At 34.9% G+C, this 13873-nt stretch carries 11 protein-coding genes; 4 read left to right on the forward strand and 7 right to left on the reverse strand.

The annotated features are described in order from the left end of the window. Positions 1 to 55 precede the first annotated feature (55 nt). Positions 56 to 856: a DUF6503 family protein gene (locus GQR98_RS11515; RefSeq protein ID WP_159019627.1), complete on the forward strand. Its 801-nt coding sequence runs from the start codon at positions 56 to 58 to the stop codon at positions 854 to 856. Positions 857 to 921: 65 nt separating this feature from the next. Here GQR98_RS11515 and GQR98_RS11520 read toward each other — a convergent pair whose 3' ends face one another. The 3 genes from GQR98_RS11520 to GQR98_RS11530 all read right to left on the reverse strand — a co-directional run bounded on the left by GQR98_RS11520 (position 922) and on the right by GQR98_RS11530 (position 6368). After that, positions 922 to 2223, reverse strand: coding sequence for an amidohydrolase family protein (locus tag GQR98_RS11520; RefSeq protein WP_159019628.1), 1302 nt, complete (start codon positions 2221 to 2223; stop codon positions 922 to 924). A 10-nt stretch (positions 2224 to 2233) separates the two neighbouring features. After that, positions 2234 to 5215, reverse strand: coding sequence for an amidohydrolase family protein (locus GQR98_RS11525; protein ID WP_159019629.1), 2982 nt, complete (start codon positions 5213 to 5215; stop codon positions 2234 to 2236). Positions 5216 to 5306: 91 nt separating this feature from the next. Further along, the gene (locus GQR98_RS11530; protein WP_159019630.1) at positions 5307 to 6368 is read right to left on the reverse strand and encodes a DUF3810 domain-containing protein; all 1062 of its coding nucleotides are present in this window, start codon (positions 6366 to 6368) and stop codon (positions 5307 to 5309) included. A gap of 243 nt (positions 6369 to 6611) precedes the next feature. Between GQR98_RS11530 and GQR98_RS11535 the strand changes: the two genes are divergently transcribed. Further along, the gene (locus tag GQR98_RS11535; RefSeq protein ID WP_159019631.1) at positions 6612 to 8075 is read left to right on the forward strand and encodes an aminoacyl-histidine dipeptidase; all 1464 of its coding nucleotides are present in this window, start codon (positions 6612 to 6614) and stop codon (positions 8073 to 8075) included. Between the two features lie 133 nt (positions 8076 to 8208). On the opposite strand, the gene rsmG is transcribed toward GQR98_RS11535, so the two are convergent. After that, positions 8209 to 8838, reverse strand: coding sequence for a 16S rRNA (guanine(527)-N(7))-methyltransferase RsmG (gene rsmG, locus GQR98_RS11540; RefSeq protein ID WP_159019632.1), 630 nt, complete (start codon positions 8836 to 8838; stop codon positions 8209 to 8211). Positions 8839 to 8980: 142 nt separating this feature from the next. On the opposite strand from rsmG, the gene GQR98_RS11545 reads away from it, so the two are divergent. Both GQR98_RS11545 and GQR98_RS11550 read left to right on the forward strand, forming a co-directional pair. Beyond that, positions 8981 to 10075, forward strand: coding sequence for a fatty acid desaturase family protein (locus tag GQR98_RS11545; protein WP_159019633.1), 1095 nt, complete (start codon positions 8981 to 8983; stop codon positions 10073 to 10075). A 29-nt stretch (positions 10076 to 10104) separates the two neighbouring features. Further along, the gene (locus GQR98_RS11550) at positions 10105 to 11289 is read left to right on the forward strand and encodes a pyridoxal phosphate-dependent aminotransferase (RefSeq protein ID WP_159019634.1); all 1185 of its coding nucleotides are present in this window, start codon (positions 10105 to 10107) and stop codon (positions 11287 to 11289) included. 65 nt (positions 11290 to 11354) lie between these two features. Here GQR98_RS11550 and GQR98_RS11555 read toward each other — a convergent pair whose 3' ends face one another. From GQR98_RS11555 to GQR98_RS11565, 3 genes are all read right to left on the reverse strand, one after another. Next, complete coding sequence (locus tag GQR98_RS11555; protein WP_159019635.1) at positions 11355 to 11618, reverse strand: hypothetical protein; 264 nt, start codon at positions 11616 to 11618, stop codon at positions 11355 to 11357. A 416-nt stretch (positions 11619 to 12034) separates the two neighbouring features. Next, complete coding sequence (gene apaG / locus GQR98_RS11560) at positions 12035 to 12421, reverse strand: Co2+/Mg2+ efflux protein ApaG (protein WP_042495695.1); 387 nt, start codon at positions 12419 to 12421, stop codon at positions 12035 to 12037. Positions 12422 to 12556: 135 nt separating this feature from the next. Next, complete coding sequence (locus GQR98_RS11565; RefSeq protein WP_159019636.1) at positions 12557 to 13807, reverse strand: DUF5103 domain-containing protein; 1251 nt, start codon at positions 13805 to 13807, stop codon at positions 12557 to 12559. Positions 13808 to 13873 lie beyond the last annotated feature (66 nt).

Genomic DNA, 13873 nt, shown 5'->3' on the forward strand with positions numbered 1-13873 from the left:
TTTAATGTAATTTTGAGTGCTTATTTCCGACTTACGGACAAATTAAAAAACCACTATGAAACACACTTTTTTATTATTACTTGCTATTTCAATGTTTTCGTGTAAAAATGAAACAAAAAAAGATGCTGCAAACCCAGAAATTATTTCAGAAACTACAGTAGAGGCTCCAACTAAAAAATACCCTGAAGCTTTAGTTAAAGTATTCGATGCGCATGGCGGATTAAACACATGGAATAGTATGCAATCGCTAGCGTATACGCAAGTGAAAGAAAGTGGCAATGTATCTACTATCACTAATTTAAAGAATAGAAATATTATTGTAGATATGCCAGACCACACCATTGGTGCTAATGATGAGGATGTTTGGTTAAATACTAAAGGAGATAAAGCGTTTAAAGGAAACCCTCGTTTTTTCTATAACTTAATGTTTTATTTCTACGCGATGCCTTTTGTTTTAGCTGATGATGGTATTATTTATGGTGATGCTGAACCTTTAACGTTTGAAGGTGTTACGTATCCTGGAATAAAAATTTCTTACCAAAATGGTGTTGGTGAATCATCAGGTGACGATTATGTGCTTTACTACAATCCAACAACCTATAAAATGGAATGGTTAGGTTATACAGTTACATATTTCTCTAAAGAGAAAAGTAGCGAATTACATTTTAGACGCTATACAGCTTGGCAAAATGTAAATGGCTTAGACGTAGTAGAAACTATGGTTGGCTATAAAGCTGAAGAGAATTTACCAACAGCTGCTGGTCGTGAAGATAAATTTATAGACGTAAAACTATCTACGGAAGCTCCTGATAGTAGCGTATTTAAAACTCCTGAAACCGCTAAGGTTGCTAAGTAAGTTTTAAATAATAATTGATATAAAATAAAAAAAGCAAGCTGAGAAGCTTGCTTTTTTTGTTGATATTAATTGGATTGATATTTTTTGGAATAACGTTTCCATAATTCTGTTTGGTGCGTTTCTAGACTAATTAAGCGTCCGTCTATAAAAGCATGAGAAATTATGTTGGTACGCATATCTAAGGCGTCACCTTCGCTTATAAATAATGTGGCGCTCTTGCCAGTTTCTAAAGAGCCGTACTCCTTGTCGATACCCAATATTTTTGCTGGGTTTAACGTGATTAACTGCAGCGCTTGTGCTTTTGTTAATCCGTGAGCTACGGTTGTACCTGCGTAAAATGGTAGGTTTCTAGAATTCATGCGTTCCATTTGTCCGTTGGCTTGTAAGGCTACTGTAATGCCGTTATCTACTAATAATTTAGCCGATTTATATGGTAAATCATAATCGTCATCAGTTTGGCTTGGTTGCGAGTGTATACGGTTTAAAACCACAGATATGTTATTCGATTTTAAAATACCGGTTACTTTATAAGCTTCTGCTCCACCAACAATAACCATGTTCGGAATGGCGTTTTTCTTAGTGAAATTTACAGCATCGATAATGCCTTTTTCATCATCTACATTAATGTAAAGTTTTTTAGAACCATTGAAAACACCTCCTAATGCCTTATAAGATAAGTTGGTAATAGAAGGGCTTGCTTTTAAATAGGCTTTGGCGTTATTAAAATAATCTTCTATTTCTGTAATTTGGTTTCCGTATTCTTTATTCACCTTTAAGGAAGGATCTTCGCCTAACCAGTAGCGACCTCTTTTGAAGTTGCTCGGCCAGTTTATGTGAATTCCGTCGTCTGTTTTTACAGCAGCATCTTCCCAGTTCCAAGCATCGAATTGCACTACCGATGATGTGCCAGAAATACGACCACCACGTGGCGTAATTTGCCCTAGTAAAACACCGTTTGGTCTCATAGACTCTACAATTTTAGACTCTGCGTTGTAGGCAATAATACTTCTAATGTTAGGATTCCATGTTCCTATTTCAGACTCGTCATCCGTTGCTTTTACAGCATCAATTTCAACTAATCCTAAAGTTGAATTCGGAATTATAAAGCCAGGGTAGACGTGTTTGCCTTTGCCGTCGATAACCTCACCAATACGAGCAATTTTCATATTGGCACTTCCTACGAAAGTGATTTTACCTTCATTAAACATAATAAGGGCGTTTTCAATAACTTCACCTGTACCTAAATGCGCCGTGGCACCTTCTATAGATATGGCTTTGCTTTGTTTTTTCGCTGGTGTTTGTTGGGCGTGTATGGACCCGAAAAATAGGAGATAGGCACACGCTATATATAAATTGAAATATTTCATTTTCTATGTTTTAGTTAATTAGATTGCCAATAAAATCGCAATGCATATCTACTTTTTCCTTTTTCTTAATAGGTTGCGTTTTTAAGCCTTTGTTTTTAGCTTTTAGCATTTGGTTGATAAGCTCGTTTTTCTCTTTTTTAATTTCCGAACGCAGCATAGTATCACGTTCTAAATCGAAATAAGTGACACCTTCAATAATTGTTTTTTCTGCTTTAGCATAAATAGACATTGGGTGATCGGTCCATAAAACAACATCGGCATCTTTACCAACTTTTATACTTCCCACACGGTTATCGATATGTAAAAGTTTAGCAGGGTTTAGGGTAACAAACTTCCAAGCTTCTTCTTCTGTCATGCCACCATATTTAATAGTTTTTGCAGCTTCTTGATTTAAACGTCTAGACATTTCTGGATCGTCACTATTAATAGCAACCGTAACGCCTGCATTGTGCATAATGGCGGCATTGTATGGAATAGCATCGTTAACCTCGTATTTGTACGCCCACCAATCGCTAAAGGTAGAACCTCCAACACCATGCTCAACCATTTTATCAGCTACTTTATAACCTTCTAAAATATGAGTGAATGTGTTAATGTTGAAATCGAATTGTTCTGCAACTTTCATAAGCATATTAATTTCACTTTGAACGTAAGAGTGACAAGAAATAAAACGCTCTTTGTTTAAAATTTCAGCAAGCACATCCATCTCGACGTCTTTTCTATAAGGTTTACCACTTTTCTTTAAAGCATCGTATTCTTTAGCGCGTGTAAAATAATCGATGTAAACTTGCTCGACACCCATTCTGGTTTGTGGAAAACGCACACCATTAGAATATCTGGTTTGTTTTACATTTTCTCCTAAAGCGAATTTTATAAATTTAGGTGAATCGTTATAAATTAAATTATCGGTAGATTCGCCCCATTTTAATTTTATAATAGCCGAACGTCCACCAATTGGGTTGGCCGAACCGTGCAATACTTGTATAGAGGTAACACCACCGGCAAGGTTGCGATAAATGCCAATATCCTCATTATCGATAACATCTTCGATGCTTACTTCTGCAGACGAGTTTTGCCCGCCTTCGTTAACAGAGGCGGTTGCAATATGCGAATGCTCGTCTATAATACCAGCCGTTAAATGTTTGCCGGTTGCATCAATAATTTGAGCTTTTCCGTCGCTTAGGTTTTTACCGATTTTAACTATTTTACCATTTTTAATAAGCACGTCTGTGTTTTCTAAAATACCATCGGTTTCGTTAGTCCAAACCGTTGCGTTTTTAAACAAAAGCGTTTCTTGTTTTGGTAGTGTTTTAAATCCGTAAGCAGTGTTAGGGTAGGAGATAGAGGCTATGTTGTTTTTAGAATCATCGTTCTTTTTATCTTTTTCTTCGGAATCGTCTTCGGCTTTTGTACTCTTTTTGGCTGAAAATGGAATTTCATTACCATTAGGTAAAGTAGCTTTTCCTTTTAAAGCAGCATCGTTTTCAACATGAGCTACAATACGAATAAAATCTTGCGACGTAGAATCTTTTGTAGTCATCGAGATTTGAACCCAGTCATTATTATAACTAATTTTAGAACCTAAGGTTTTAGTCTCGCTTGTAATTTTAGATTTCAGCTTTTTAATATCGCCTTCTACAGTCATTTTATAAGCCGTGTTATCTACGCTAAACTCATAATCACCAATAATATCTATAGTGTTCATGTTGGTAACAATATGTTGCTGACCTTGTACCCAGTTTTCGTAAAGCTTGGTTTTCTTCTCAAAAATATCACCCGAGGTAATTAAAAAGTTAGCATAAGCACCATTGTTAAGTGTCCCGATTGCTGTCGATTGCCCAAGTAATTGTGCAGGAATAAGCGTTAATGCTTCTAGAGCCTTCTCTTTAGAAAGTCCGTTTTTTATAGCTTGCATTAATTTGCCTTTAAATTCACTTGGCGATTTTAAAGTATGCGTTGTAAGTGCAAAATTAATATTGTTATCGGCTAAAACCTTTGGATTTGTTGGTTCTTGGCTCCATGCACGCATATCGCTAAGTGCTAATGAACTTGTTAAAAAACTGTTTTCAACATCATAAGCATCTTTAAAGTTTACAGGAAGTATAAACGCAGCATTGGTGTTTTTAATCTCATCAATACGCTCATACTCGTCACCACCACCTAAAATAACATATTGAATACCGAACTGATCTCCAATTTTATCGGCTCTTAGTGCATTGGCTTTACTTCCAGCTTCAAAAATTTGAATTAAATCTTGGTTTCTGTTTAAGGCTTCAATAGATAAATCTTTCGTTTTACTAAGTCCTTTTTTATACCATGCTGCATCATTATATAATTGACGTAGCAAAGCAATACTACCCATTATAGAATTTGGGTAAGCTTGTCGAGACGTGGCGCTTCTATCGAAAGATAGATATTGTGCCGAGTTCTCTTTTAGTATACGTGTTTCATTACCTTCCTTAGTGTTAAGCGCCACTAAAGCACCGGTTCCTCTATGGATACCGTCTTGTATGTGTGTGTTTACAACGCCAAACCCAGCATCTAATAATGCTTTGGCCGTTTTAGAATCGTAGCTAAATTTAGAAAGTGCCTCGTTTTCTGGCATCACATGGTCGTTCCAATAATATCCCGTTCTGCTGGCATCGTATTGTGGAGCCTGACTTCTGCTTCTTGCTTGGGCTTTTGGTTTTTCAATTCCAAAATCGGAATACATATCAATAAAAGAAGGGTAAATGCTTTTTCCTTCAATATTAATAATTTTAGTGTTTTTCGGAATCGAAATATTAGTTCCGGAAGAAACTACCTTTCCATTATGTATTAACAAGGTGCCTTTGTTAATAATTTGTCCGCTAGAAACATGGATTTTTGCATTCGTGAATGCTGTGTAGTTGGTGTTTGTAGTTTTAACACCATCATTTTTTGGAAAATAATCTTGGCTGAATAAACAGCTGCAGCAAAAGAAGCTCAAGATTCCAATACATTTTTTAATCATAGATACAATCTGTTAGTTTTAGCTAAAAATACGGATATCTATCTAGAATCAAAGTTCCTTTACATATAAAGTTGTAATCTTTAAGAATTTCTCATTTTTCTTCAAAATAATTAACCAATAATGCAACAACATAGCTGTAACTTTCCATGCCTTTAGTTTGCTTATTTGCTTTTAAAAAGCCGCTATAGAAGCTTTTAAAAAAGGGTTCGGCCGGATTTTGGTGTGCTTCCCAAAACAATCGTACTTCTTCGTAATTTTTTAAAACACCAATATTTAAACTTTCAACCGTCTTTTGGTAAAGGTTTGGATCGCGTCGGTAAATTTCATTTAAGCAATAGCGTAAGCCAAAGGTGTAACCGCAATATCTAAAATAAATATTCTCATGGTTTATGGCTGCTAAGCAACCAATAAAATTGGCCTCGTTTTCTGCAGCAAAACCTAATTGATGTGCAATTTCGTGTGTTGTGGTAGTGGCAAATTTAAAAGTTGGGATAAGGCCATCAACTTGTGCTTCATTGGTTAATGGATTTAAGTAACCACTAAAGCCCATATAAGTTAACGGATAACTAAATAAGGATTTTTTTACACTTCTGGGCGAATATTCCAAATCTGGAAACACCTGTTTTAATCCCAAATAACCATCTGGAGCCAATTTTAAAATATCGTTTTTAGTTAACGGGACATCTATTTTTATAGAATCGTTTTTTGTGATTTCAAAATGTAAAGCGTTTGCCTTTAAAATAAGTTGCTCTGTTACTTTAACTAATTGTTCTGTGCTGTATTCCGGATTTAAATCCAAACTTTTGTACAATGGCAATCGGTAATAATTGAATCCCCAAAATAAATGAAACGCGAAATACAATATAGAAACTGCCGAAAAGACATCGGCAAACCATTGTTTGGTATCGGTTTTAATTCGTTTCCAATTTTTATAAAACCACCTAAAAATATAAATTAAACCTGCTGCGTAAAACAAATCGCCGAAAGAAAAAGGCAACCAACCCAAGCAAAACCGAAACATTTTGGATATATATACATAAAGTCCGTTACTGTAGAAAGTCTCCACAAAATCGGGGTAATTCCCTAATAATTTTACTAAAAAGTACTGCGGAATCAACAGCAGCGCAATAATCGTTTTTTTATCTTTCAGCATAGACCAAAAATAGTAAAAATTTGTACCCAAAGGTCATGCATATCTATAAAGGTTTCTTCCTGCTTTCAGTTATATCTTTTTTTTATGCACGTATTTTTCTATTAGGTAACATCAATCTTAATTATGAAAACTTGGAGTTTTTGGAGAGCTATTCGGCATTCAAAAAAAAGGATGCCACATCAATCAGGAGTAGCTACCAATATCTGTGTATTTTTGCTAACTTTGCATTAAAATGTAAACAAAATGAGCTCAGAAATAAGAAATTTAGAACCTAAACAGCTTTGGAATAAATTTGCCGATTTAAATGCTGTACCACGTCCGTCTAAAAAAGAAGAACGTGTTATCGCTTTTATGAAAGACTTTGGTGAAAAACTTGGTTTCGAAACTATAGAAGACGAGGTTGGTAATGTAATTATCAAAAAGCCAGCTACGGCAGGTATGGAAAATAGAACGACCATTGTAATGCAATCGCATTTAGATATGGTACATCAAAAAAATAATGATACTGAATTCGATTTTGATACTCAAGGTATTGAAATGTATGTTGATGGTGATTGGGTTCGTGCAAAAGGTACCACTTTAGGCGCCGATAATGGGTTAGGTGTTGCCACCATTATGGCTATTCTAGAAAGTACAGATATTGCACATCCTGCAATTGAAGCTTTGTTTACTATAGATGAAGAAACTGGAATGACAGGGGCGATGGGCTTAAAAGGCGGATTACTTACAGGTGGAATTCTATTGAACTTAGATACTGAAGAAGATGATGAAATTGGTGTAGGTTGTGCCGGTGGTATCGATGTTACTGCGACTAGAACTTACGAAGAAGAGGAAACTCCAGAATTTAAAATAGGTTACAAAATAACTGTAAAAGGTTTACAAGGTGGCCACTCGGGAATGCAAATTCACGAAGGTTTAGGTAATGCTAATAAAATAATGAACCGTGTACTTTTTGATGGTTTTGAAAATTTTGGCTTACGAATTTCGGAAATCGATGGCGGAAGTTTGCGTAACGCCATTCCTCGTGAGAGTAATGCCGTTGTTGCAATAGATGCTATACATGAGGAAGCTTTTCTTTTAGAAACAAAAGAACAAGAAGCGATGTTAAAGGCTGAGTTGAAAACTATGGAGCCTAACTTAGAAATTATAGTTTCTAAAGTTGAAACTCCAGAAAAAATAATGGATTTAGGAGTTCAAGAAGGTTTGACGCGTGCTATTTATGCCGCTTGGAATGGTGTATACCGTATGAGTGCAGATATTCCTGAATTGGTAGAAACATCAAACAACATTGCAAGAGTTATTGTAAAAGATGGCGCTGTAAAAATTGGTTGTTTAACACGTTCTTCTGTAGAAAGTTCTAAATGGGATTTAGCAAATACACTACGCTCAACTTTTGAGTTAACAGGTTGCGAGGTTACATGCACAGGTGATTATCCTGGTTGGTCTCCAAATATGGATTCGGCTATTTTAAAAGTGATGACAAAACTTTATGAAAAATTAAATAATGAGAAGCCACACGTTGCAGCATGTCATGCTGGATTAGAATGTGGAATTCTTGGAACCAATTATCCAGATATGGATATGATTAGTTTTGGGCCAACTATTAAAGGTGCACACTCTCCAGATGAACGTGCTCAAATTTCATCGGCTCAAAAATATTGGGATTTCATCATTGAAATTTTAAAAGAAATACCTGGGAAAGCTTAAGTTTTCAATAACGTGATAGGTGTGGTTGCATTGTAATTAGTTTATCATGTTAATGTCATTATACAGAACATAAAAAAAGCCAGTAATAACGATTGTTATTACTGGCTTTTATTTTTAATAAGTGTTTTCTAAACTATCCACGGTATTTTAACGGTAAGTGTACTACTTTTTTGGTTTCGTAAAAATCTTCCTCAAAATAGTCGCTTAAATTATAAATAGTAGTGGTTTTGTAATCCTTTAGTTCTTCTTCTAGATCGCCACCTTTTAAATAGATAATACCATTTTTCAATTCGTGGTTTTGCTCTTTTGCAATTTTCCCTTTTACCCAATGCACAAAAGTAGGCATAGCGGCAACGGCACGACTTACAATAAAATCGTAGTTTTCTTTAATTTCTTCAACACGGCTGTGTGTTGTTTTAACGTTGGTTAAGCCTAAGCCTTCAATCACTTCATTTACAACCTTTAGTTTTTTAGCAATGCTATCTACTAAATGAAAAGAACACTCAGGAAACATAATGGCTAAAGGGATTCCTGGAAATCCACCACCTGTACCAACATCTAAAATGTGGCTGCCATCTTTAAACTCTATCACTTTGGCAATACCTAAAGAGTGTAATACATGGCGCAAATATAACTCGTCGATATCCTTTCGTGAAACTACATTTATCTTCAAATTCCAATCTTGATATAGGGATTCTAAAAGTGTAAATTTTTCAATTTGGTCTTCGGTGAGGTTAGGGAAATATTTTAAAAGCAGTTTCATTTGTGTTAAATTTTCAACAAAAATATACTTTTTAAGTACATAATTTTACAAAAAATTGGGATTACTTAAATAGCTTTATTCATATCTTTGCAGATAGGTATGATCAAAAAAACATTTTTAAAATCATATTAAAATTATTAGAATGACTAAACAAACCGTCTCGTTCTCGAGAAAAGACCCCGCGAAGTTCTTTAAAACGTTGAATAAACGTGTTAACGATTACTTTAAGGAAAATGATATTAAACGTACAGGAAACTGGGAATTATATATAAAAGCGATAGTAATGTTTGCTTTATTAATTGTTCCTGCAGTTTTAATTTTAACCGTTCCAATGTCTGGATGGCTACAAGCTTTATGCATGGTAGTTGTTGGGATTGGTATGGCTGGTGTAGGCATGAATGTAATGCACGATGCTAACCATGGTTCTTTTTCTAGTAAAAAGTGGGTTAACAAATTAATGGGAAGCAGCATTTATATTTTAGCTGGTAACGATTATAACTGGAAAGTACAACACAATGTTTTACACCATACGTACACCAACATTCAAGGGCACGATGAAGATATTGATGCTGGTAGAATTATTCGTTTTTCCAAACATTCAAAATGGTTTAAAATTCATCAATACCAAAAGTATTATGCGTTTTTCTTATACGGCTTGCTTACTGCAAACTGGGCCATCACAACAGATTTTATACAAACTTACAAATACCTAAAACGTAAATTAGCTTACGGTAAGTTACCAAGTCCTGCAACACAATGGACTAAGCTTATTATTGGTAAAATTGTATATTATTCTATTTGGGTAGCATTACCTTTAGTAGTTGGTTTTACTTGGTGGCAAGTATTAATTGGCTTCTTAATTATGCACTACACAGCAGGGATTATTTTAAGTGTTGTTTTTCAATTGGCTCACGTTGTACCAAGTACAGTTATGCCTTTACCTGATGAAGATGGTAACATGAAAAATACTTGGGCTATTCACCAATTGTTTACTACATGTAATTTTTCACCTAAAAGTTGGTTAGCCGAGTTTTATACAGGTGGATTAAATAGACAAGTAGAGCATCACTTATTTGCAAATATTAGCCACGTGCATTATAGTAAAATAGCAAAAATAGTAAAGGAAACAGCAAACGAATTTAGCTTACCATATAATGAGTACAACACATTTTGGAAAGCCGTTTCAGAACATTATAATCAACTAAAGGTACTTGGGAAAAATCCTAATATTGCCTAAACTTTATATTTACTTCATAAACACAATTCATGCAATTATTATCTGAAAGAATTTTAAACATGGCTACTTCGGCAACGTTAGCTATGGCTGCCAAAGCTCGCGAATTAAGAGGCGAAGGCAAAGACATTATTGGTTTAAGTCTTGGGGAACCGGATTTTAACACGCCAGATTTTATTAAAGAAGCAGCTATTCAGGCTGTGAATGATAATTACAATTCTTACTCGCCAGTAGATGGTTACGTAGAGTTGAAAGAGGCGGTTATTACAAAGTTTAAACGTGATAATAATTTAACGTATACTTTACCACAAATTGTTGTTTCTACGGGAGCTAAACAATGTTTGGCAAATATAGCAGCTGTTATGTTAAATGATGGTGATGAGGTGCTTTTACCTTGTCCTTACTGGGTAAGTTATTCTGATATTGTTAAGTTGAACGGTGGTGTGCCAGTTGAGGTTGCAACATCTATCGATACAGATTTTAAAATGACACCTGCACAATTGGAAGCGGCTATTACTCCAAAAACCAAAATGATGTGGTTTAGTTCTCCATGTAACCCAAGTGGATCGGTTTACAGTAGAGAAGAGTTAAGAGCTTTAGCCGATGTATTGGTTAAATATCCTAACATTTATGTAGTTTCAGATGAAATTTATGAGCATATTAACTATGGTTCTGGTCACGCAAGTATAGCCGAATTTGATGATATGTATAATAATACTATTACGGTAAACGGTGTTTCGAAAGCTTTTGCTATGACGGGATGGCGTATTGGTTTTATTGGTGCTCCAGAAAAAATTGCTCGTGCATGTAATAAAATGCAAGGTCAAATTACTAGTGGTGCTAACTGTATTGCACAACGTGCTGTAATTACTGCTTTAAACGCAGATCCAAGTGCTGTAAAGTACATGATAGATGAATTTAAAGTGCGTCGTGATTTAGTTTTAGACTTATTGAACGATGTTACAGGTTTTAACTCAAACACGCCAGAAGGTGCGTTTTATGTATTCCCAGATGTATCTTATTACTTCGGAAAAACGTTAAGAGGAAAAACAATAAATAATGCTACCGATTTTTCTTTATATTTATTAGAAGAAGCTTTAGTGGCAACAGTAACGGGTGATGCTTTTGGTAATCCTAACTGTATTCGTATTTCATATGCAGCTTCGCAAGAACAAATTATTGAAGCTATTAAGCGTATTAAAGAAGTAGTAAGCTAGTTCTTTAAAAGGTTTTTATATATCAAGAGCTGCTAGATTTTAAATCTAGCAGCTCTTTTTTTTTGTTAGAATAAGTAGTGTACAGCGATAAGTAAACCTAGGCTGGCGATTATAAAAAACACAATGGTTTGTATTAAGGCTTTTTTGTTATCCGTTATGGTTTGCTCCTTTATAGTGTCTAGTTGTTCTTGTGTTGCTTTTGGAAACTCTTTTAATTCTATATTGGCATAACTGCCAGATAACGCTCCTTTTTCTTTGCGTTTTGCGGTTAAACTTCTATTGTTTTTTAATGACTGGTTTGCAGCCATCATTGATCCTTCTCCTCCCATAATTCTATATTTTAAAGTGAAACACTGTTGAGATATTCAACAAGCGTGTTTAAGATTATTGGTTGATAATCTTAAGAATATTTAAAGTAGCTGCTTTATATATAGGTAACAATATGGATTGAAATGTTACAGTAGAATCGGTGTTTTATTTTTTAAGAAGGTGTTATCTATTTGTGAAATGCAGTGTTGATACGCGGATGAGAATAGGTTTGGCTGATGTGAAAATATTTACGGATAATTGCGTTAGGGATTGATGCGGCATCCTTTTTTGTGCAAGCCTTTTAATTAGTTGAAAGCCGTAAAATTTGGATTTAGAAAATAGCGTGTTGCTAAGCCGAAATAATACTGCACAAATAAAGATATAGCGGAAAGCCCGACCCTTTTCGGGTAACGCTAAAATAGAATAGATTCAGAAATTAATTGATAGCAAAAGTTGCGCTCAATTTAAATGTAGGGATAGTAACTTGGAATTTTCTAGTGGTTGTAAAATTAACCATGTTGTAATGCCCTTGCATAGCACCAAAAGGAGAGGTGAGTAGGCAGCCAGAGGTGTAAGTGTGAGATTCTCCAGGTTTTAAAACCGGTTTTTTACCTACTACGCCTTCGCCGATAACGGTTTCAACGTTGTTTAAGGCGTCTAGAATTTCCCAATGACGCGCGTAAAGTTGCACAGAATCTTTACTTTGGTTTTCTATAGTTACGGTATAACCAAAGGCGTATTGCATTTTATAGTTTTTATAAAATGAACCTTCGAAGTTTGTAACTACCGAAATTTTAATGCCAGATGTAACTTGTTGTACCATGATTGATTAAGCAATTTACTTTGCTAAAATAATAAATATTAAAGAGTTAGTGCGTGATTTCAACGGGTTTGGCGAATAAATTAGTTGAAATGCATTTCTTACCCTGTATTTTGTCGATTTTATAATATTAGCCCATTAATTTGTGATGTTTACTGAACTGGCTTCGCCTAAACCAATTATTTTATCGTATCGAGCGCCTAGATCGCGGTAATAAACAAGCACTTTGTAATTGTTTTCGGTTTGCCAGAAATCACCACTCACTGCACCATCGTCTACAGTACCATCGTTGTTTACTACAATATATTTGTAGTTGTAGAAACCTTGTTTTAAGAGCATGGTATTGATAAAGCGATTGTTGGCTTCATCAAAAATCATTCTTGTGCTATCGTCTATAGCGTAATTATTAAAGTTTCCATATATATGTACGTTCTTATTGGTTAAAAAGTCGTCGCCACTTAGAGAAAAATGCATCCACACGTAATCGGCTTCAATGCTGGCATCATCGGCGTCTACATTGGTGATAAGGTAATTACCGTTAATATCTGGGTTGTACGTGTACGGCATTTTGGCGCGCGGCATATTGGTGTAAAGGTAGTTATGGTAAAGGTCTTTTAAGTCTATAAATTGAATGCCTGTATTGGCGGCACGAACATCTTTATTTTCGAAAAACAGGAATTCGTTACCTGCCCAAAAACTTGTTTCACTATCGTATCTGTAAATAAGTTGGTTGCCAAGCGTGTATTGCGGCTTTATGTTGGTAATAACATTGTTTAAATTATTATTTTGAATAATAACAGCTTTTACGGTTTGAGTGGGGTTGTTTAATTGTATGTTATTTGAAGTAATTATGAGTTCTACACGTTGTTTTTGTTCTATAAATTCGATGTTTCTAGAGCGTTTTACGCTTACGCCAACAGCGGTTTTATCTTCATAAATCATAAATTTTCTAGAAAACTGAAGCTCATCATTGTCATTATAAACCGAAATCATGTAGTTTCCAGAAACGAGTAATCCTTTGGTGAATTGATTAGGGATAGTGAGTTTGTAATGCGAAAATATTTGGTAGGTGTTTAGTGAATTCTCGTAATCGCGAATACGTTGGTTGTCAAAGCCGCTCAGGAATTCTGATTTTATTAGTGTTGAAGGTGTCCAATCGAAATTGAAATGCTCGATTTTATAGTAGTAATCGGCTTCTTCACCATTTAAAGCATCAAACTCTAAAACCACATATTCGCCTAATTTTAATATAGGAAGTTGAGTTTCAGGCGTGTTACTTTTAAAATTTATAGTTTTAATGTAATCTGGCGGATTTACTTCTTGAACTTGTGAAAAAACAAGAGTAGGCAGGAGTGTGATTAGAAATATTTTTATTACCTTAGAATGCATATTCATTATAGTTTTGTGTGTAAATATAAACAAAATCTATGCCTAATTAAATCTACTTATTTAGAA

Source organism: Algibacter sp. L3A6 (assembly GCF_009796825.1).
In the GTDB taxonomy this organism is placed as follows: domain Bacteria; phylum Bacteroidota; class Bacteroidia; order Flavobacteriales; family Flavobacteriaceae; genus Algibacter.

Coding starts and splice junctions, on each gene's coding strand:
- GQR98_RS11565 (WP_159019636.1), bottom strand. CDS start 13,807: ATGCATTCTAAGGTAATAAAAATATTTCTAATCACACTCCTGCCTACT.
- GQR98_RS11535 (WP_159019631.1), top strand. CDS start 6,612: ATGAGCTCAGAAATAAGAAATTTAGAACCTAAACAGCTTTGGAATAAA.
- GQR98_RS11530 (WP_159019630.1), bottom strand. CDS start 6,368: ATGCTGAAAGATAAAAAAACGATTATTGCGCTGCTGTTGATTCCGCAG.
- GQR98_RS11545 (WP_159019633.1), top strand. CDS start 8,981: ATGACTAAACAAACCGTCTCGTTCTCGAGAAAAGACCCCGCGAAGTTC.
- rsmG (WP_159019632.1), bottom strand. CDS start 8,838: ATGAAACTGCTTTTAAAATATTTCCCTAACCTCACCGAAGACCAAATT.
- GQR98_RS11515 (WP_159019627.1), top strand. CDS start 56: ATGAAACACACTTTTTTATTATTACTTGCTATTTCAATGTTTTCGTGT.
- GQR98_RS11525 (WP_159019629.1), bottom strand. CDS start 5,215: ATGATTAAAAAATGTATTGGAATCTTGAGCTTCTTTTGCTGCAGCTGT.
- GQR98_RS11520 (WP_159019628.1), bottom strand. CDS start 2,223: ATGAAATATTTCAATTTATATATAGCGTGTGCCTATCTCCTATTTTTC.
- apaG (WP_042495695.1), bottom strand. CDS start 12,421: ATGGTACAACAAGTTACATCTGGCATTAAAATTTCGGTAGTTACAAAC.
- GQR98_RS11550 (WP_159019634.1), top strand. CDS start 10,105: ATGCAATTATTATCTGAAAGAATTTTAAACATGGCTACTTCGGCAACG.
- GQR98_RS11555 (WP_159019635.1), bottom strand. CDS start 11,618: ATGGGAGGAGAAGGATCAATGATGGCTGCAAACCAGTCATTAAAAAAC.